The sequence below is a fragment of the Streptomyces sp. CC208A genome, assembly GCF_030010625.1.
GTDB lineage: Bacteria > Actinomycetota > Actinomycetes > Streptomycetales > Streptomycetaceae > Streptomyces.
In genome coordinates, this window is record NZ_JASCXN010000007.1 from 1 (window position 1) to 19,074 (window position 19,074).

Sequence of the window (19,074 nt, forward strand, 5' to 3'; positions counted from 1 at the left end):
GAGCGGCGGCGGCAGCAGTCCGGCCCGGGTGGTGGCGCCGACCAGGGTGAAGGGCGGCAGGTCGAGGGGGATGGCGGTGGCGCCGGGGCCCTTGCCGACGATGACGTCGACGCGGAAGTCCTCCATCGCCATGTAGAGCATCTCCTCGGCGGGCCGGGACATCCGGTGGATCTCGTCGAGGAAGAGGATCTCGCCCTCCTGGAGGGAGGAGAGGATCGCGGCGAGGTCGCCGGCGTGCTGGATGGCGGGGCCCGAGGTGATCCTGATCGGCGCGTTCATCTCCGCGGCGATGATCATCGAAAGGGTGGTCTTGCCGAGGCCGGGGGCGCCGGAGAGCAGCACGTGGTCGGCGGTGGCACCGCGCTGGCGGGCGGCCTTGAGGACGAGGTCGAGCTGCTGGCGGACCTTCTCCTGGCCGATGAACTCGCCGAGGTCCTTGGGGCGCAGCGCGGCCTCGACGGCCTGGTCGTCGCCCTCGGCGGCGGCGTCGACGATCCGCTCCTCGGGGGCGGGTGCCGTCTCGTCGTACCGGTTCACGGTGGTGTCTTCCTTCGTGCAGGAGGGTCTGCGGGCGGTCAGCGGGCGCGGTTGAGCGTCTGGAGGGCGGCGCGCAGCAGCTGGGGCACGGGCGCGGAGCCGGTCTCGGCGAGCGCGGCCTCGGCCTGCGGGGTGACGGCGGCGACGGCCTCCTCGGCCTCGCGGCCCGCGTAGCCGAGGCCGACGAGGGCAGCGGTCAGCTGCTCGGTCCAGGGGGCGGGGCGGGCGGCGACGGCACGCTGCTGCCCCACGAGCCCGCTGCTGCCGAGCGGGGCGCCGAGCTTGTCCTTCAGCTCCAGGAGCAGCTTCTGGGCGCCCTTCTTGCCGATGCCGGGGACGGCGGTGAGCGCCTTCTCGTCACCGGTGGAGACGGCGAGGCGCAGCGCGTCGGGGCTGTGCACGCCGAGCATGGCCTGGGCGAGCCGGGGTCCGACGCCGCTGGCGGTCTGGAGCAGCTCGAAGACCTGGCGCTCGTCGTCGTCCGCGAAGCCGTACAGGGTGAGGGAGTCCTCCCGGACGACCAGGGAGGTGGCGAGGCGGGCGTGCTCGCCGACGCGGAGGCCCGCGATGGTGGCCGGGGTGCAGTGGACGGCCATGCCGACGCCGCCGACCTCGACGACGGCGGTCGTGGGGGCGAGGGCGGCCACCGGGCCGCTGACGAAGGCGATCATGACGGGCGGCCTTTCGAGGCGTGCAGGGCGACGGCCTGCTGGAGGCGGTTCTGGGCGGGGGCGCGCCAGATGTGGCAGATGGCGAGGGCGAGGGCGTCGGCCGCGTCGGCCGGCTTGGGCGGGGCGGAGAGCCGGAGCAGCCGGGTGACCATGGCGGCGACCTGGGCCTTGTCGGCCCGGCCCGAGCCGGTGACGGCCGCCTTGACCTCGCTGGGGGTGTGCAGGGCGACGGGGATGCCGCGCCGGGAGGCGCAGAGCATGGCGACGGCGCTGGCCTGGGCGGTGCCCATCACCGTCCGTACGTTGTGCTGGCTGAACACGCGCTCCACGGCGACCAGTTCGGGCTGGAAGCGGTCGAGCCACTCCTCGATGCCGCGCTCGATGCCGACGAGGCGGGTGCCGATGTCGGCGTCGGCCGGGGTCCGCACGACGCCGACGCCGAGCATGGTCAGTGGCCGTCCGGCGACGCCCTCGACGACGCCGACGCCGCACCGGGTGAGCCCCGGGTCCACCCCCAGAACGCGCACGTCACCCCTCCTTTCGATCGCCTATTCGTGCAGGCTATCGGCTGCCACCGACAACGCAGCGGGCCGACGGGGTGTGTCCCCGTCGGCCCGCTGCCCGGAAGGTCGCGCTCAGGCGTCGACCTTCTCCATGATCTCGTCGCTGACGTCGAAGTTGGCGAAGACGTTCTGCACGTCGTCGCTGTCCTCCAGCGCGTCGATCAGCTTGAACATCTTCCGCGCGCCCTCCTCGTCGAGCTCGACCTGCATGGTCGGGACGAAGCTGGACTCGGCCGAGTCGTACTCGATGCCGGCCTCCTGGAGCGCGGTGCGGACCGCGACCAGGTCGGTGGCCTCGCTGATGACCTCGAAGTTCTCGCCGAGGTCGTTGACCTCCTCGGCGCCCGCGTCGAGGACGACCTCGAGGACGTCGTCCTCGGTCTTGTCGCCCTTGGGGAGCACGACGACGCCCTTGCGGTTGAACAGGTACGAGACGGAGCCCGGGTCGGCCATCGAGCCGCCGTTGCGGGTCATGGCCACGCGCACGTCGGAGGCGGCGCGGTTGCGGTTGTCGGTGAGGCACTCGATGAGCACCGCGACGCCGTTCGGGCCGTAGCCCTCGTACATGATCGTCTGGTAGTCGACGCCGCCGGCCTCCAGGCCGCCGCCGCGCTTGACCGCCGAGTCGATGTTCTTGTTCGGCACCGACTGCTTCTTCGCCTTCTGGATGGCGTCGAAGAGGGTCGGGTTGCCGTCGGGGTCGGCACCGCCGGTGCGGGCCGCGACCTCGATGTTCTTGATCAGCTTCGCGAAGAGCTTGCCGCGCTTGGCGTCGATCACGGCCTTCTTGTGCTTCGTCGTAGCCCATTTAGAGTGGCCGGACATCTGCCTGTCTCCTTCGCGTAACCATTTTCCGAACGAACCCCAGTGATCCTACCGGGACTCGTTCACCGCTCGGCGCGCACCATGTCGACGAAGAGCCGGTGGATCCGGTGGTCGCCGGTGAGTTCGGGGTGGAACGAGGTCGCCAGGGCGTTGCCCTGTCGTACGGCGACGATGTGGCCGCCGTGCTCGGCGAGCACCTCGGTCCGGGCGCCGACGGACTCCACCCAGGGGGCCCGGATGAAGACGCCCTCGACCGGTCCGTCCTCGATCCCCTCGACGGCGACGGCCGCCTCGAAGGACTCGTTCTGCCGCCCGAAGGCGTTGCGGCGCACGATCATGTCGATGCCGCCGAAGGTCTCCTGGCCCGAGCGCGGGTCGAGGATCTTGTCGGCGAGCATGATCAGGCCGGCGCAGGTGCCGTACACCGGCATGCCCGCGGCGATCCGCTCGCGGAGCGGCTCCATGAGGCCGAAGAGGACGGCCAGCTTGGAGATGGTGGTGGACTCGCCGCCGGGGAGGACCAGGCCGTCGACCTCGGCGAGCTCTTCGGGGCGCCGGACCGGCCTGGCCACGGCGTCCGCCGCGGCCAGGGCGATCAGGTGCTCCCGTACGTCGCCCTGGAGGGCCAGGACGCCGATCACGGGGGTGTTGCTCATCGGTGCTTACCAGCCTCGGTTGGCGTAGCGCTCGGCCTCGGGGAGGGTGTCGCAGTTGATGCCGACCATGGCCTCGCCGAGGTTGCGGGAGGCGTCCGCGATGACCTTCGGGTCGTCGTAGAAGGTGGTGGCCTTCACGATGGCGGCGGCGCGCTTGGCCGGGTCGCCGGACTTGAAGATGCCGGAGCCGACGAAGACGCCCTCGGCGCCGAGCTGGCGCATCAGCGCGGCGTCGGCCGGGGTGGCGACACCACCGGCGGAGAAGAGGACGACGGGCAGCTTGCCGAGCTCGGCGACCTCCTTGACGAGCTCGTAGGGGGCGCGCAGCTCCTTGGCGGCGGCGTACAGCTCGTTGTTGTCGAAGCCGCGCAGCTTGGCGATCTCGTTCTTGATCTGGCGCAGGTGGCGGACGGCCTCGACGACGTTGCCGGTGCCGGCCTCGCCCTTGGAGCGGATCATGGCCGCGCCCTCGGCGATGCGGCGCAGGGCCTCGCCCAGGTTGGTGGCGCCGCAGACGAAGGGGGTGGTGAAGGCCCACTTGTCGGAGTGGTTGATCTCGTCGGCCGGGGTGAGGACCTCGGACTCGTCGATGTAGTCGACGCCGAGGGACTGGAGGACCTGGGCCTCGACGAAGTGGCCGATGCGGGACTTGGCCATCACGGGGATGGAGACCGCGCCGATGATCTCCTCGATCATGTTCGGGTCGGACATGCGGGCCACGCCGCCGTCCTTGCGGATGTCCGCGGGGACCCGCTCCAGGGCCATGACGGCCACGGCGCCGGCGTCCTCGGCGATCTTCGCCTGCTCGGCGTTGACCACGTCCATGATCACGCCGCCCTTGAGCTGCTCGGCCATGCCGCGCTTCACGCGGGCGGTGCCGGTCTCGGGGGTCTGGGGGGTGGTGGAGCTGGACACGGAAACCTCACTCGTGACAACGGGTTCAACGGGACGTTGACGACTAGAGCGAGGAAACAGGCCACGCGCGGTCCACATCAAGGGCCAATGCGGAGGCTGTGGATCGTTTTCGCGGGAATCGGAGGCCGGAGGGGCTCAGGAGGGGCGATCCGCCAGGGCCACCGGCGGCTCGTCGTCCATTTCGAAGGCCATCGGGAAGGGCGCGTGGCCCGCGAGCCGGAACCAGCGGACCGTACGGTGGCGGCGCAGGGCGCGGGCGGCCCGTACGGCGTCGTTGTGGAAGCGGCGGGCCATCGGTACGCGGCGGACGGCGGCGGCCAGCTCCCCCGCGGCCTCCTCCCCGCCGGGCGCCTCCCGTACGAGTTCCACCTGCTCGGGCTCGCCGAAGACCGCCCGCAGTGCCTGGCTCAGCTCGCTCTCCGCGACCTCCCGGTGGTCCTCCTCGGCCTGCCGGGCCGCGTGCGCGGCCTCGTACAGGACGATCGAGGCGGCCGGGTCGAGGACGCCGGAGGTGGCCAGTTCCTGGGTGACCGAGGCCCTCCGCAGCAGCTGCGCGTCGAGCGCGGCGCGCGCGGCGTCGATGCGGGTGTGCAGCCGGTCGAGCCGTCCGGCGGTCCAGCTGAGGTAGACGCCGATGAAAACCAGCGCGACGACGGTCCAGATCAGGGTTTCGGTCACGGGCGCACAGGCTACCCGGGCGTCGGCAGCACGCCTTCCCGAAGCTCGTGGTCGTGGGCGAACAGGAAACGGACCGGCCGCCCGTCCGCGAGCTCGGCGAGCCGGCCGAGCCAGGGCCGGTACGGCGTCCCGAAGTCGCCCGCCGTGTCGTACGCCTGCCCCGCGAGGACCGTCAGGCGGTCGCCGTGGTCGAGGACGAGCGACTGGTGCCCGTCGACGTGCCCGGGCGTCGGGACGATCCGCACGCCGGGCGCGACCTCGTGCTCGCCGTCGATCTCCGTCCACCGGACGCCCGGCAGGAGGGAGTCGATGGTGTAGCCGCCCGCCCGCGCGGTGGCGAGTTCGGCGTGCTGGACGAGGGCGGGGGTGCCGGGGAAGCGCTGGTTGCCGCCGATGTGGTCGAAGTGCAGGTGGCAGTTGACCAGGAGGTCGACATCGGCGGGCGGGACGGTGAGGGGCCGGCGGACGATCCGGTAGTGGGCGTCGGTCTCGGGCGACCCCTCGCCCATGCCGGTGTCGAAGAGGAGCGTGCCGCCGGGGTGCCGGACGAGATACGCGAGGGCGGGCTCCACGCGCGCGTGGGGCCCGCCGTACTCCTCGGCGGGGCGGACGAAGTACCCGAGGTCGAGCCGCGTGACGTCGATCATGCGAGCAGGGTGCACCTGTTGGACCCCGTTGTGGGCATGCGTTCCTCCCCCAAGGACTTCGTCCAGGGGGTACCCCCAGGCGGAACGGGTGGGCACAGCGGAACGGCACCTTTGCGGGTGCCTCCGCACCGGGGCCTGAACCCGCACCACGGGTGCGCCGCGCACGGGGTGCGGGCCCAGGCCCGGAAAGCCTTGGCCCGGCACGGGGCGCCGTCCCTGTGCCCACCCGTCCCTCCCCCAAGGACTACGTCCAGGGGGGACCCCCAAGCGGGACGTATGCCCACAGGGACGGCGGGCTACAAACCCAGCCGCGCCCGCAAGCCGCCCGTCTTCTCGTCCGTGTCGACCGCCGCCGCCCCGTCCGTCACCGTCTCGTAGACCGCCAGGACGTCCGCGCCGACCGTCGACCAGTCGAAGCGGCGTACGTGGGCCGAGCCGCGGGCGCTGAGTTCGGCGCGGCGGGCGGGGTCGCCGAGCAGTCGGATCGCCGCTTCCGCGAGCGCGTCCGCGTCCTCGTTGGCGAAGAGTTCGCCCGCCGCGCCCTGGTCGAGGACCTGCGCGAAGGCGTCCAGGTCGGCGGCGAGGACCGGCGCGCCGGCCGACATCGCCTCGACGAGGATGATGCCGAAGGACTCGCCGCCCGTGTTGGGCGCCACGTACACGTCGACGCTGCGCAGCAGCCGCGCCTTGTCCTCGTCGCTGACCATGCCGAGGAACTCCACCCGGGAGCGCATCTCGCGCGGCAGCGAGGCCACCGCCTCCTCCTCGTCGCCGCGGCCCGCGACCAGGAGCCGGGCGCCGGGCCGCTCGGTGAGGATGCGGGGCAGCGCCTTCATCAGCACCGGCAGGCCCTTGCGGGGCTCGTCGATCCGCCCGATGAAGCCCAGTGTCTCCCCCTGCCACTCCGCCTTCGGCTCGGCGGACGCGAAGAAGCCGACGTCGACGCCGTTGGGGATGACCACCGCGTCCCCGCCGAGGTGCTCGACCAGGGTGCGGCGCGCGTACTCGCTGACCGCGATCCGCGCGCTGATCTTCTCCAGGGCGGGCTGGAGGATCGGGTAGGCGGCGATCATCGCCCGGGAGCGCGGGTTCGAGGTGTGGAAGGTGGCCACGATGGGGCCCTGGGCCGCCCAGCAGGTGAGCAGTCCCAGCGAGGGCGAGGTCGGCTCGTGGATGTGGACGACGTCGAAGACGCCGTCGTGCAGCCAGCGCCGCACGCGCGCGGCGGACAGGAAACCGAAGCTGAGCCGGGCCACCGACCCGTTGTACGACACGGGCACGGCGCGCCCGGCGGAGACCACGTACGGCGGCAGCGGGGTGTCGTCGTCGGCGGGGGCGAGGACGGAGACCTCGTGGCCGAGCCCGATGAGGTGTTCGGCGAGGTCGCGGATGTGGAACTGGACGCCGCCCGGTACGTCCCAGGAGTACGGGCAGACGATCCCGATCTTCACGGTGTGCGCTCCTCCAGGTCGGCCAGCCACAGGCGCTGGAGCATGTGCCAGTCCTCCGGGTGGTCCGCGATGCCCCCGGCGAAGACGTCGGCGAGGGCCTGTGTCATGACGGACGCCTTCTCGGCCCGGCTGCCTGACTCGGGCACGTCCACGGGCGCGTGCACCTGGCCCTGCATGGTGTCGGAGTCGTCGTACCAGAGGGTCACCGGCAGCAGCAGCGCGCCGGTCTGCAGCGCGAGCATGGCGGGCCCCGCCGGCATCCGGGTGGGCTCGCCGAAGAAGGAGACCTCGACGCCGGAGGCGGACAGGTCCCGGTCGGCGACCAGGCAGACCAGGCCGCCGGCGCGGAGCCGGCGGGCGAGGGTGCCGAAGGCGGCGCCCCCGGTGTGCGGCAGCACCTCCATGCCGAGGGACTCGCGGTAGGCGACGAAGCGGTCGTACAGCGACTCGGGCTTGAGGCGCTCGGCGACGGTGGCGAAGGGCACGCCGAGCGCGCGGGTCACCCACACGCCCGCCAGGTCCCAGTTGGCCATGTGCGGCAGGGCGAGGATGACGCCCCGGCCGGAGGCGAGCCCGTCCTTCAGATGGTGCACGTCCTTGGGGGCGAAGCCGTTCGCGGCCCGCTCGCTGCTCCAGGTGGGCAGCCGGAAGGACTCCATCCAGTAGCGCATGTACGAGCGCATGCCGGCCTTCGACAGTGCGGTGAGCCGCTCGGGCGTGGCGTCCGGCACCACGCGCGCGAGGTTGGCCTCCAGGCGCAGCACGCCCTTGCCGCGCCGCTTCCACACGGTGTCGGCGATCTTCCGGCCCAAGGCCCTGGCCACCGGCTCGGGGAGCTTCTTGACCGTCGCCCACCCCAGCCCGTACAGGCCGTCCGTCAGTTTCTCCCTGGCCCCGCTCACGATGCCGCCCCGCTCCCCTCGGCCGCCGCGGCGGCGTCCGCCTCCGCCGCTTCCCTGCGTACCGTCACGACCCGCTGCCCCAGGGTCACGGCCGAGCCGACGGCCACGATCCACAGCGCGATCGGCAGCAGCACGTCGATCCCGGGCACGCCGAAGGCGTGCAGTCCGGCGAGGCCGGCGGCGACCAGCGAGATCACCAGCCGCTCGGCCCGTTCGACCAGGCCGTTCACCGCGACCGGCAGGCCGATCGACTCGCCGCGCGCCTTGGTGTACGAGACGACCTGGCCACTCGCCAGACAGAAGATCGACACCGCGCACAGCACGTTGTCGTCGCCCTTGCCCGCGTACCAGAGGGCGAAGCCGCCGAAGATCGCCCCGTCGGCGACCCGGTCGAGGGTCGAGTCGAGGAAGGCGCCCCAGCGGCTGGAGATCCCGGCCTGCCGGGCCATGTTGCCGTCGACGAGGTCGGAGAAGACGAAGAGCGTGATCACGATCGTGCCCCAGAAGAACTCGCCCCTGGGGAAGAAGACCAGCGCACCGGCGACCACTCCCGCCGTGCCGATCAGTGTGACGGCGTCGGGGCTGACCCCCCGGCGGAGCAGAAACGCGGCGAACGGTGTGAGGACACGCGTAAAAAATGCACGCGCGTACTTGTTCAGCATGGCCTTCCCGAGGTTTCGGCGGGCCGCGCGGTCCCATGACCACCGGCTCACCCATCGTAGCCACGGGCCTGCCGCCGTACGGGAGCGCACCCGTCCCGTCGCGTCGGCCCACTCCTGGGGGCCCGCCGGTGTACGACGTATGGACGCGTCCCGGCGCCGGTGCGAAGCTCGAAGGAGCACCCCGCGGGCACCGCGGGAGCCGCACCGCGATGCCACTCCCCCGCGCCCGCACACCCCTCACCGCCTCGCAGTCGGGAGGAATCATGGGCGACAAGGCGCGCACCCCCACCGGAGCCGCCGGCAGGGCACCGACGGCCGACCGGCCCTCGGAGGTACGGAACGTGGTGCTGGTCGGCCACAGCGGATCGGGCAAGACGACGCTCGTCGAGGCGCTCGCGCAGACGGCGGGGGCCCTGGGCCGGGCCGGCCGGGTCGAGGACGGCGCGACCGTCTCCGACTACGACGAGATCGAGCATCGCCAGCACCGCTCGGTACAGCTCTCCCTCGTGCCGGTCGGCTGGGAGGGCTTCAAGATCAATCTGCTCGACACCCCCGGATACGCCGACTTCGTCGGAGAGCTGAGGGCCGGTCTGCGCGCGGCGGACGCGGCCCTCTTCGTCGTCTCGGCCGCCCAGGAGGCCGACGCGGTCGCCGCCTCCACCCGGATGGTCTGGGAGGAGTGCGCGGCCGTCGGCATGCCCCGCGCCATCGTCGTCACCCACCTCGACACGGCCCGTACCGGCTTCGCCGAGCTGACCGAGGTCTGCGCCGGGCTCTTCGGCCATGACGACCCCGACGCCGTCCTCCCCCTCTACCTGCCGGTGCACGGCCCCGAGGGCCCCGACGGCCACGCCCCCGCGACCGGTCTGATCGGTCTGCTCTCGGAGCGGGTCTTCGACTACTCCACGGGCGAGCGGCGCGAGCTGCCGCCCGGCGACGCCGAGCGGGAGCTGATCGCCGGGGCGCGGTCCCGGCTCATCGAGGGGATCATCGCCGAGAGCGAGGACGAGACCCTGATGGACCGTTACCTCGGCGGCGAGGAGATCGACTTCGGGACCCTCGTCGGCGATCTGGAGAAGGCGGTCGCCCGGGGCGGTTTCCACCCGGTGCTCGCCGCCGCGCCGGCCGTCGACGGCGGCGGGCAGGGCCTGGGCACCGTCGAGCTCCTGGAGCTGATCACCCGCGGCTTCCCCTCCCCTCTGGAGCACGAGCCGCCGGCCGTCACCACCCCCTCCGGCGAACTCCGGCCCCCGCTCGCCTGCGACCCCGACGGGCCGCTGGTCGCCGAGGTCGTGAAGACGGCCGCCGACCCCTACCAGGGTCGGATCTCCCTCGTCCGGGTCTTCTCCGGCACCCTCCGCCCCGACGAGACCGTGCACGTCTCCGGGCACGGCCTGGCCGACCGGGGGCACGAGGATCACGACGTCGAGGAACGGGTCGGCGCCCTCACCTCCCCCTTCGGCAAGCAGCAGCGGCCGATGGCGCACTGCGTCGCCGGGGACCTCGCCTGTGTGGCCCGGCTCGGCCGCGCCGAGACCGGCGACACCCTCTCCGCCCAGGACGATCCACTGCTCATCGAGGCGTGGACCATGCCCGAACCGCTGCTGCCGCTCGCCGTCGAGGCGCACAGCAAGGCCGACGAGGACCGGCTCTCCCAGGGCCTGGCGAAACTGGTCGCCGAGGACCCGACCCTCCGCCTCGAACAGAACCAGGACACCGGCCAGGTCGTCCTGTGGTGCCTGGGCGAGGCCCATCAGGACGTCGTCCTGGAGCGGCTGCGCGGCCGCTACGGGGTGCGCGTCGACTCCGTCCCGTACCGGGTGCCGCTGCGCGAGACCTTCGGCGCCCCCGCCTCGGGCCGCGGACGGCACGTCAAACAGTCGGGCGGCCACGGCCAGTTCGCGATCTGCGAGATCGACGTCGAACCGCTCCCGCCGGGCAGCGGCGTCGAGTTCGTCGACAAGGTGGTGGGCGGAGCGGTCCCCCGCCCGTTCATCGCCTCCGTCGAGAAGGGCGTACGGGCGCAGGCCGCGCGCGGCGTCGCCGCCGGGCATCCGCTGGTCGACGTCCGGGTCACCCTCAAGGACGGGAAGGCCCACTCGGTGGACTCCTCCGACGCCGCCTTCCAGACCGCCGGGGCGCTCGCCCTGCGCGAGGCGGCCGCCGGGGTCCCGGTCCACCTCCTGGAGCCGGTCGCCGAGGTGCGGGTGCTCGTCCCCGACGAGTACGTCGGCGCGGTGATGAGCGACCTGTCCGGGCGGCGCGGCCGGGTCGTCGGCACCGACCAGGCGGGGCCGGGCCGCACGGTCGTCAGGGCCGAGGTGCCGGAGATCGAGATCGGGCGGTACGCGATCGACCTGAGGTCCGTCTCGCACGGCACCGGCCGCTTCGACCGCAGCTACGCCCGGCACGAACCGATGCCCCCTCAGCTCGCCGAACGCGTCCGCGAACAGGCCGGAAAGCGCTCCTAGTTGACGGAGCGGCAGCCACCGCCGTCCGTCCGGGGCGCACCGGGCGGACGGGTTCCGGTCGCGGTTGTCCACAGCCGGTGACGCATACCACGCCTCCCGGTTACGCTGTGGTGCCCAGCTCGGAAGGTGTGCGGGGCACGGCAGTCGGGAACAGCCCGCACAGGTACTCGCGGTGATGGGGGCGGAAGTGGCGATCGACGGTTTCGGACCGGGGGCACAGATCCCGCTCCAGGGCGGCAGCGGCCTGACCGGGGCGACGAACGCGCTGGCCTCGGCCGCGTACCGGGACAGCCCCCTGGAGACCATCCAGGAAGCCGACAACGAGTACTACAAGACCACGCTCAAGAAGGGGAAGTGGGAGAAGCTCTTCCGCCCCGACCTCGGCGAGGCGTTCTCCCGGGCCGTCCAGGTCCGCATGCTCGGCGGCGGCCGCAAGCCCCTCATCCAGTCCTTCGGCGCCGAGCCCCAGCCGGTCGTCGAGCACTGTCTCGCCGCCACCCACATCCGCCGGCAGCGCGACATCAAGCTGACCCTGGTCACCTTCTTCTGCGGGGTGCTCTTCCTCCCCGGCCTGCTGCTCTGGCTCGGCGTCATCCACCTGCGCCGCACCGCCGCGGGCTCGGACGACAAGCGGACCAGCGCGCTCGGCACCGCCCTTCTCTACGCGGCGGGTCTCCTCGCCCTCGTCGTCCTGGTCAGGCTGCCCTTCGACGGCCTGTTGCCCAACTACCTGCGGGCGATGATCGTCGCGCCGGTCGTCGGCTGGTACCTCGCGAGCCGGATCTGTCTCCACGCGGCCGTGGACCTCCGCGAGCGCTGGACCGGTCTGCTCGACGGCGGCGGCGTCGGCGCCTACGTCCCCAAGTCCGTCCCCACCGATCCGGGCGAGAAGTCCGCGGAGGAGCTGCGGGTCAACCTGGAGAAGCTCTCCGCCGAGCAGCAGTCCAACGTGGTCTTCTACGCCGGCCCCAAGGGCATCCTCGGCCTCGGCACCCGCTGGGGCAGCTGGACCCTCGCCGAGGAGCTGGTGCCCCTGCCCGGCAGCGAGATGCACGACTTCCGCGCCTGGGACCTGGTCCGCAAGATCCACGACCAGCTCACCCTCCTGGAGCGCGGCTCCCTCAAGTCCGGCTTCCCCAAGCCGACCGTGAAGCACTGGATCGTCTCCCCCGTCGGCGAGGGCGCCGACGAGGTCTCCCGCCCCGAGGGCGACAACATCGTCCACTACCAGGTCAAGCCGCACGAGATACAGCGGATCTGCAACGAGCAGCAGTTCGGCGCCGGCAACCGCCACTACCTGGGCGTCCAGTTCACGCTCTGGGACGGGAACGTGGTGCTGACCATGATGGTCACCGTCACCTCGCTCCACCACACCCTGCGCATCGAGGTCACCGGCCACGCCCTCGGCCCCGTCCACGGCCTCTTCACCACCAAGCCCAAGGCGAAGACCAAGGAGGTCTCCAAGACCGTCCGCTTCTGGGAGACCAAGGAGATCCCGCAGCCGCTGCTCGGCACCGACGACATCGTCCGGCTCGCCGTCCGCGCTCCGCTCACCTGGTACCCGCCGGTCCTGGACTTCCTCGGCGGCAAGATGACCCTGCCGGAGCCCTTCGGTCTGCGGCACGTGTGGGCCGGCCCGCTCTGGAAGAACCGCTTCATGGCCGACGACGCCATCCGCATGGCCACACCCGTGGTCCGCGCGGTCCACGCGGCGACCGTCCGCTTCCTCGACGAACACAACGTGGACACCGAGCGCTTCACCAACCGCTCCCTCTTCATGAGCGGGATGCTGCAGGAGCCCGGCCCGAAGAAGGCCGACGTCTACGATGCGTGACACCGTACGGGGCCTGGGCCGGGCCCCGTACGGAAGAACCCGTACCGGGGGTCAGAGCGAGGCGGGCCAGGCGCCGGCCAGCATCTTCCGGGTGTCGGCGAGCAGCTGCGGCAGCACCTTGGTGTGGCCCACGACCGGCATGAAGTTGGTGTCCCCGCCCCAGCGCGGCACCACGTGCTGGTGCAGGTGCGCGGCGATCCCGGCGCCCGCCACGGAGCCCTGGTTCATCCCGATGTTGAAGCCGTGCGCGCCGGACGCGGCCCGCAGGGCGATCATGGCCCGCTTGGTGAAGTCGGCCAGCTCGGTCGTCTCCGCCGTGTCCAGGTCCGTGTAGTCGGCGACGTGCCGGTAGGGGACGACCATCAGGTGCCCACCGTTGTACGGGTACAGGTTGAGGACCGCGTACACGCTCTCGCCGCGGGCGATCACCAGGCCGTCCTCGTCCGACTTCGACGGGATCGAGCAGAACGGGCAGCCGTCGTCGGCCCCCGGCCCGGTCGGCTTGTTCTCGCCCTGGATGTACGCCATCCGGTGGGGCGTCCACAGGCGCTGGAACGCGTCCGGCGCCCCCACCCCGATCTGCTGCTCCGGCTCAGTCGTCATGCCGTGCAGCATATTGCGTCGCCCGTTCGGAACGTGTCGGCGGGGCGAGGCGAGCGTCCCCGGGGTGATCCTGATCCGATGAGCGACAGGCCCCCGAAACCGCCCCGGCAGGAACACTGGGACCGCCGCATGGAAGTACCGCTCGCCGTGGCCTCCGTCGCCTTCCTCACGGGGTACGCGGTCCGGGTCCTCGCCCGCGACCAGCTGCCCCGGTTCGGCGCCGACCTCTGCCTCGGGGTGATCCTCGGCTCCTGGGCGGTCTTCCTCACGGATTACGCGGTACGGCTCCGGCTCAGCGGCCTCGGCCCCCCGCGCTTCGTCCGCACCCATCTCCTCGACACCGTCGTCCTGCTGCTGCCGCTGCTGCGCCCGCTCCGGATGGTCGCGCTCTACGACCGCGTCCAGCGCCGCCGGGGCCAGCCGCGGCTCGGCCTCTACGCCCGGGTCATGGTCTACTCCGGGCTCTCGGTCTCGCTGCTCGGCTTCACCGCCGCGCTCACCGTCTACCACCACGAGGTCGGCGCCCCCGGCGCCACGATCCGCACCTTCGGCGACTCCCTGTGGTGGGCCAGCGCCACCCTGGCGACGGTCGGCTACGGCGACGTGACCCCGGTGACCCCGATCGGGCGGGTGGTGGCGGTCGGCCTGATGGCCTGCGGCCTGGCGCTGCTCGGGGCGGTGACGGGTTCGTTCTCGTCGTGGCTGATCCAGACGTTCAGACGGGAGGACGAGGAGCCGGGGAACGGGGAACGGGGGAACGGGGGGAGGCCCCCGGGGGGTTCCCCGGGGGCCTCCTGAGCACGCTCCGGCCGTCAGACCTGGACGCGCTCCTCGACGATCTTGGCGATCTTGGCGATGGCCTCGTCGACGGGGATGCCGTTCTCCTGCGAACCGTCGCGGTAGCGGAAGGAGACGGCACCGGCGGCCATGTCCTCGTCACCCGCGATGATCATGAACGGGACCTTCTGCTTCTGCGCGTTGCGGATCTTCTTCTGCATCCGGTCGGAGGAGGCGTCCACGTCGACCCGCAGGCCCTGCTTCTTCGCCTTGGCGGCGAACTCCTGGAGGTACTCGACGTGCGCGTCGCCGATCGGGATGCCGGTGGCCTGGACCGGGGCGAGCCACGGCGGCATGGCGCCCGCGTAGTGCTCCAGGAGCACCGCGAAGAACCGCTCGATCGAGCCGAAGAGCGCGCGGTGGATCATGACCGGGCGCTGCTTGGTGCCGTCCGGGGCGGTGTACTCCAGGTCGAAGCGCTCCGGCAGGTTGAAGTCGAGCTGGACGGTCGACATCTGCCAGGTGCGGCCGATGGCGTCCCGCGCCTGCACCGAGATCTTCGGGCCGTAGAAGGCGGCGCCGCCCGGGTCGGGGGTGAGCGGCAGGCCCTGCTTCTCGGCGACCTGCTGGAGGACGGCGGTGGCCTCCTCCCACACCTCGTCGGAGCCGACGAACTTCTCCGGGTCCTTGGTCGACAGCTCCAGGTAGAAGTCGGTCAGACCGTAGTCGCGGAGCAGGTTGAGGACGAAGGTGAGGGTCTTGTCCAGCTCCTCCGCCATCTGCTCGCGGGTGCAGTAGATGTGCGCGTCGTCCTGGGTGAAGCCCCGGGCCCGGGTCAGGCCGTGCACGACGCCCGACTTCTCGTACCGGTACACGGTGCCGAACTCGAACAGGCGCAGCGGCAGCTCACGGTAGGAGCGCCCGCGCGCGTCGAAGATCAGGTTGTGCATCGGGCAGTTCATGGGCTTGAGGTAGTAGTCCACGCCCTCGTCGAGCTGCATGGGCGGGTACATGCCCTCGGCGTACCAGTCGAGGTGCCCGGACTTCTCGAAGAGCTTGCCCTTGGTGGCGTGCGGCGAGTAGACGAACTCGTAGCCCTCCTCCTCGTGCCGCTTGCGCGAGTAGTCCTCCATGACCCGGCGGATGATGCCGCCCTTGGGGTGGAAGACGGCGAGGCCGGAGCCGATCTCGTCCGGGATGGAGAAGAGGTCGAGCTCGTTGCCGAGCTTGCGGTGGTCGCGTTTCTCGGCCTCGGCGAGGAAGTCGAGGTACGCCTTCAGCTCGTCCTTCGACGGCCACGCGGTGCCGTAGATGCGCTGGAGCATCGGGTTCTTCTCGCTGCCGCGCCAGTAGGCGGCCGCGTTCCGCATCAGCTTGAACGCCGGGATGTTCCGGGTCGAGGGCAGGTGCGGGCCCCGGCAGAGGTCCTTCCAGCACAGCTCGCCGGTCTTGGCGTCCAGGTTGTCGTAGATGGTCAGCTCGCCGCCGCCCACCTCGACGTCGGCGCCGTCCTCGGAGCCGGCCGAGCCCTTGATGCCGATGAGCTCCAGCTTGTAGGGCTCGTCGGCGAGCTCCTCGCGGGCGGCCTCGTCGGTGACGACGCGGCGGGCGAACTTCTGTCCGCGCTTCTGGATCTCCTGCATCTTCTTCTCGATGGCCTTGAGATCCTCGGGCGTGAACGGCTTCTCGACGTCGAAGTCGTAGTAGAAGCCGTCACGGACCGGCGGGCCGATGCCCAGCTTGGCCTCGGGGAAGAGCTCCTGCACGGCCTGCGCCATGACGTGCGCGGTCGAGTGGCGCAGGATGTTCAGGCCGTCCTCGGAGGAGATCTCGACGCCCTCGACGACGTCGCCCTCGGCGAGCTCGTACGAGAGGTCCTTCAGCTCCCCGGCGACGCGGGCGGCGATGACGGTGCGGTCGTCGGCGAACAGGGCGCCGGCCGTGGTGCCCGCGCTCACCGTCCTCTCCTCGGGTCCTGAGGCGTTCTGGACGGTCACACGGACTTCGGACACGGGTAACTCCATGCATCGGGGCGCAGGCAGACACGAGGTGCCGGCGCCGGCGGCGCGCGGCAGAGACGAGGTGCCGCGTCAGCCTCGATCTTACGGGGGTCCGCGGCCTCCCACCCACCGCGTTTCCCCCGGCCCCTCACTCCCCGGGCCCGCACGCCTCCTCGAAGAAATCGAGATCCTCGTGCAGGGACTTCATCAGCCGGTCCCGCTCCGCCTCGTCGACCTGGACGGGGACGACGTCGGAGGGGTCGGTGAGGCGGCGGAAGCCGCCGCGGCTCTCCAGGCGGCCGACGACCCGGATGGGGAGGCCGACGAGGTGGGCGTGGCCGGCGGTGCGGTACGCCTCCTCGTCGAGGGTGACGCGGACGTGGCCGACGTCCGCGCCGCCGAGCACCCGGAGCTTGACCCTGCCCTCGCCGCGCGGCCCGGAGCGGCGCAGCCGGACGACGGCGCCGGTGATCCGCACGGGGACGGAGGGCTCGTCGGTGAGGTAGCGGGCGCTCGCCTCGCGCAGCGCGGGCAGGTCGCCGGGCGAGAACTCGACGGGCTCGGGCCGGGCGGCGCAGCCGTCGGGGACGCCGGCGGCCGGGGCCCACGCGAGGGCGATGCGGGCGCCTTCCGTACCGCGGACGAGGGCGACGAGCGCTTCGGTGAGTTCGCGGCTGACGCCCGCCTCGACGGCGGAGTCGAAGGCGTCCATGCCGCCGGTGGCGCGCTGGTAGTCGACGGCCTCACGGGCGGCGTGGAGGGCGTGGTGGAGGCGGACGGCGACGGGGCGACCGGGCGGGACGGGCAGGAAGGCGGTGAGGGCGCGGCCGCCGGGGTCGGTGGCGAGAACGACGGGTTCGAGGGCGGCCCGGGCGGCGGAGCGGTGCCGGGAGCCGTGGTAGCCGGCCCGGCCGCGCACGGCGAGGGCACCCGCGAGGAGGACCCCGCGGGCGGCGGAGCGGAACCGCTCCTGCGCGGGCCAGGGCACGGTGCCGGCCGGGCCGGGGGGCACCTCGCGCCACCAGCGGATCTCGTCGCTGGGGACGGCGAGTCCGGTGAGGATCTCGCGGGCGGAGGGGGTGGCGCTGCGAGCGAGCGCGGTGAGGGCCTCGCCGATGAGGTCCTCGCTGTCGGGGAAGGCCAGGCTGTCCGGTACGAGGAGGCTGGTGCCGCCGCTCCCCGGTCCGCTGCCGGGCGGGGTCCAGCGGCCGTAGCGTCCCGCGGCCCCGCCGCGGCGCCGCCAGCCGTGGCGGGCGAGGAGCGCGCCGAGGACGCGCGGGTCCACGCGGCCGGGGTCGGGCACCCCGTCGGCCGGGGCGGCCCAGGGGTCGGCGGGTTCGGCGGGGGGCGCCGGGTGGGGCCGGTACGGCGGCGGTACGGGGGCGGGGCCGCGCCCGGCCCCGCCCCCGTCCCCCGTCCCGTGTCCGGGTCCGTCGATCGGTCGGTGCATCAGGGTCTCCCTCCCCGGCCGACCCGGGTCATGATCTCGCAGAGCGCCCGGTCGTCGAAGATCCGTGCCGTGGGGACGCGCACGGTGGTCCGGCGGCGCCCGGTGACCGGGTGTCCGGCCAGGTTCGTCCAGTAGCAGCAGTGCCGCAGGTCGAGCCGGTCGTGGCTCGCCCTCAGCCAGTCCTCCGGGTCTCTCGGGACGATCATGACGACCAGGATCTTGTGCACGGCCACGGGGGTCCGGGCCAGTTTCACCAGGTGGTCGTTGTCGAGGGTGAAGGGGAAGGTGCTCCCCGTGGGGCGGGCCGGCAGCTGGTAGGTGCACTTGAGCTGCACCTTGATGGTGACCTCGTCGTCGACGGTGTGTCCGGGCGAGCCGTGGCTCACGTGCCAGTCGACGCCGTTGTCCGGGAAGGGCTGCGCGAGCGAGCAGCCCGCCGCGGCGGCGACGGCGTGCAGGTATCCCACCTGGAGGGTCTCCATGCAGGCGGTGGTGGCGAGTGAGCCGCGGGCCGGGGCCGCCCGCTGGGGCGGCAGCCCTCCCGACTCGGGTTGGGCGAGCGCCATGTGAACGTCCTTCCCCGTCCCCTGTGTTGTGACCGGTCCGCGTACGTCGCAAACAGGACGGGTATCACCGGATCGGGCAGGGGGTTGGCCATCTGCCGCGCGGGTGCGAGGAGTTCGGGATGACGACGAACTGGTACGAAGGGCCCCTGGCCGCTTTCGACACGGAGACCACCGGAGTGGACGTCGAGCAGGACCGGATCGTGTCCGCCGCGCTCGTCGTCCAGGACGCGGCCGGGGCACGGCCCCGGGTGACCCGCTGGCTGGTCAACCCGGGCGTCCCGGTGCCGGAAGGGGCCACGGCGGTGCACGGGCTGACGGACGATCACCTCCAGCGGAACGGCCGGTGGCCGTCGCCCGTGATGGAGGAGCTGGGGCGCGCCCTGGCGGAGCAGAACGCGGCCGGGAGGCCGCTGGTGGTGATGAACGCGCCGTTCGACCTGACCATCCTGGACCGGGAGTTGAGGCGGCACCGGGCGTCGACGCTGAGCCGGTACCTGGAGCACACCTCGCTGTGCGTGCTCGACCCGCGGGTCCTGGACAAGCATCTGGACCGGTACCGCAAGGGCCGGCGGACGCTGACGGACCTGTGCGCGCACTACGAGGTGGAGCTGGCGGAGGCGCATGACGCGGCGGCGGACGCCACGGCGGCGCTCCAGGTGGTGCGGGCGGTGGGGCGGCGGTTCGCGTCCCGGTTGGAACGGCTGTCGCCGGCGGAGCTGCACACCCTCCAGGCTGTGTGGCACGCGGCGCAGGCGCGGGGGCTCCAGGCGTGGTTCACCCGACAGGGGACGCCGGAGCTGGTGGATCCCGCGTGGCCGCTCCGTCCGGAGCTGCGGAAGGCGGCGTGAGGGGTGCCGGAGACGGCT

19 protein-coding genes are annotated in these 19,074 nt (G+C 72.4%); 4 read left to right on the top strand and 15 right to left on the bottom strand.

What is annotated here, in order from left to right:
- From QK442_RS10345 to pgsA, 11 genes are all read right to left on the bottom strand, one after another.
- The coding region (locus tag QK442_RS10345) for an AAA family ATPase (protein WP_282693581.1) at nt 1–537 on the bottom strand (537 nt) is incomplete at its 3' end.
- A 38-nt stretch (nt 538–575) separates the two neighbouring features.
- Nucleotides 576–1,208 carry a Holliday junction branch migration protein RuvA gene (ruvA, locus tag QK442_RS10350; protein ID WP_282693582.1) on the bottom strand — a complete coding sequence of 211 codons (633 nt, stop codon included), beginning with the start codon at nt 1,206–1,208 and terminating at the stop codon, nt 576–578.
- Nucleotides 1,205–1,735 carry a crossover junction endodeoxyribonuclease RuvC gene (gene ruvC, locus QK442_RS10355; RefSeq protein ID WP_282693583.1) on the bottom strand — a complete coding sequence of 177 codons (531 nt, stop codon included), beginning with the start codon at nt 1,733–1,735 and terminating at the stop codon, nt 1,205–1,207. Before ruvC ends, ruvA begins: the two co-directional genes overlap by 4 nt.
- Nucleotides 1,736–1,843: 108 nt before the next feature.
- Nucleotides 1,844–2,596, bottom strand: coding sequence for a YebC/PmpR family DNA-binding transcriptional regulator (locus QK442_RS10360; RefSeq protein WP_282693584.1), 753 nt, complete (start codon nt 2,594–2,596; stop codon nt 1,844–1,846).
- Between the two features lie 62 nt (nt 2,597–2,658).
- Nucleotides 2,659–3,252, bottom strand: a complete 594-nt coding sequence (gene pdxT / locus QK442_RS10365) for a pyridoxal 5'-phosphate synthase glutaminase subunit PdxT (RefSeq protein WP_282693585.1) — start codon at nt 3,250–3,252, stop codon at nt 2,659–2,661.
- A 6-nt stretch (nt 3,253–3,258) separates the two neighbouring features.
- Nucleotides 3,259–4,167, bottom strand: coding sequence for a pyridoxal 5'-phosphate synthase lyase subunit PdxS (gene pdxS / locus QK442_RS10370; RefSeq protein WP_282693586.1), 909 nt, complete (start codon nt 4,165–4,167; stop codon nt 3,259–3,261).
- Nucleotides 4,168–4,302: 135 nt separating this feature from the next.
- Nucleotides 4,303–4,845 carry a hypothetical protein gene (locus tag QK442_RS10375; protein WP_282693587.1) on the bottom strand — a complete coding sequence of 181 codons (543 nt, stop codon included), beginning with the start codon at nt 4,843–4,845 and terminating at the stop codon, nt 4,303–4,305.
- An 11-nt stretch (nt 4,846–4,856) separates the two neighbouring features.
- Nucleotides 4,857–5,492 (bottom strand): MBL fold metallo-hydrolase, encoded by a 636-nt coding sequence (locus tag QK442_RS10380; RefSeq protein WP_282693588.1) that lies wholly within the window; start codon nt 5,490–5,492, stop codon nt 4,857–4,859.
- A 296-nt stretch (nt 5,493–5,788) separates the two neighbouring features.
- Complete coding sequence (locus tag QK442_RS10385) at nt 5,789–6,943, bottom strand: glycosyltransferase family 4 protein (RefSeq protein WP_282693589.1); 1,155 nt, start codon at nt 6,941–6,943, stop codon at nt 5,789–5,791.
- Nucleotides 6,940–7,845 (bottom strand): phosphatidylinositol mannoside acyltransferase, encoded by a 906-nt coding sequence (locus QK442_RS10390; RefSeq protein ID WP_282693590.1) that lies wholly within the window; start codon nt 7,843–7,845, stop codon nt 6,940–6,942. The genes QK442_RS10385 and QK442_RS10390 overlap by 4 nt, the downstream gene beginning before the upstream one ends.
- Nucleotides 7,842–8,507 carry a phosphatidylinositol phosphate synthase gene (gene pgsA / locus QK442_RS10395; protein ID WP_282693591.1) on the bottom strand — a complete coding sequence of 222 codons (666 nt, stop codon included), beginning with the start codon at nt 8,505–8,507 and terminating at the stop codon, nt 7,842–7,844. Before pgsA ends, QK442_RS10390 begins: the two co-directional genes overlap by 4 nt.
- A 263-nt stretch (nt 8,508–8,770) precedes the next feature.
- On the opposite strand from pgsA, the gene QK442_RS10400 reads away from it, so the two are divergent.
- Entirely contained in the window at nt 8,771–10,978 is a 2,208-nt protein-coding gene (locus QK442_RS10400; protein WP_282693769.1) for an elongation factor G-like protein EF-G2, read from the top strand.
- 175 nt (nt 10,979–11,153) lie between these two features.
- Nucleotides 11,154–12,812, top strand: coding sequence for a hypothetical protein (locus QK442_RS10405; RefSeq protein WP_282693592.1), 1,659 nt, complete (start codon nt 11,154–11,156; stop codon nt 12,810–12,812).
- A 51-nt stretch (nt 12,813–12,863) separates the two neighbouring features.
- Here QK442_RS10405 and QK442_RS10410 read toward each other — a convergent pair whose 3' ends face one another.
- Nucleotides 12,864–13,427, bottom strand: a complete 564-nt coding sequence (locus tag QK442_RS10410) for an HIT domain-containing protein (RefSeq protein WP_282693593.1) — start codon at nt 13,425–13,427, stop codon at nt 12,864–12,866.
- 66 nt (nt 13,428–13,493) lie between these two features.
- On the opposite strand from QK442_RS10410, the gene QK442_RS10415 reads away from it, so the two are divergent.
- Entirely contained in the window at nt 13,494–14,213 is a 720-nt protein-coding gene (locus tag QK442_RS10415; protein WP_282693594.1) for a potassium channel family protein, read from the top strand.
- Between the two features lie 14 nt (nt 14,214–14,227).
- Here the strand turns inward: QK442_RS10415 and thrS are convergent, their stop codons facing one another.
- The 3 genes from thrS to QK442_RS10430 all read right to left on the bottom strand — a co-directional run bounded on the left by thrS (nt 14,228) and on the right by QK442_RS10430 (nt 18,208).
- The gene (gene thrS, locus QK442_RS10420; RefSeq protein WP_282693595.1) at nt 14,228–16,204 is read right to left on the bottom strand and encodes a threonine--tRNA ligase; all 1,977 of its coding nucleotides are present in this window, start codon (nt 16,202–16,204) and stop codon (nt 14,228–14,230) included.
- A 136-nt stretch (nt 16,205–16,340) separates the two neighbouring features.
- Nucleotides 16,341–17,642: a hypothetical protein gene (locus QK442_RS10425; protein ID WP_282693596.1), complete on the bottom strand. Its 1,302-nt coding sequence runs from the start codon at nt 17,640–17,642 to the stop codon at nt 16,341–16,343.
- Nucleotides 17,642–18,208 carry a DUF4365 domain-containing protein gene (locus QK442_RS10430; protein ID WP_282693597.1) on the bottom strand — a complete coding sequence of 189 codons (567 nt, stop codon included), beginning with the start codon at nt 18,206–18,208 and terminating at the stop codon, nt 17,642–17,644. Before QK442_RS10430 ends, QK442_RS10425 begins: the two co-directional genes overlap by 1 nt.
- Nucleotides 18,209–18,327: 119 nt before the next feature.
- On the opposite strand from QK442_RS10430, the gene QK442_RS10435 reads away from it, so the two are divergent.
- Nucleotides 18,328–19,056 carry a 3'-5' exonuclease gene (locus QK442_RS10435; protein ID WP_282693598.1) on the top strand — a complete coding sequence of 243 codons (729 nt, stop codon included), beginning with the start codon at nt 18,328–18,330 and terminating at the stop codon, nt 19,054–19,056.
- Nucleotides 19,057–19,074: the final 18 nt, after the last annotated feature.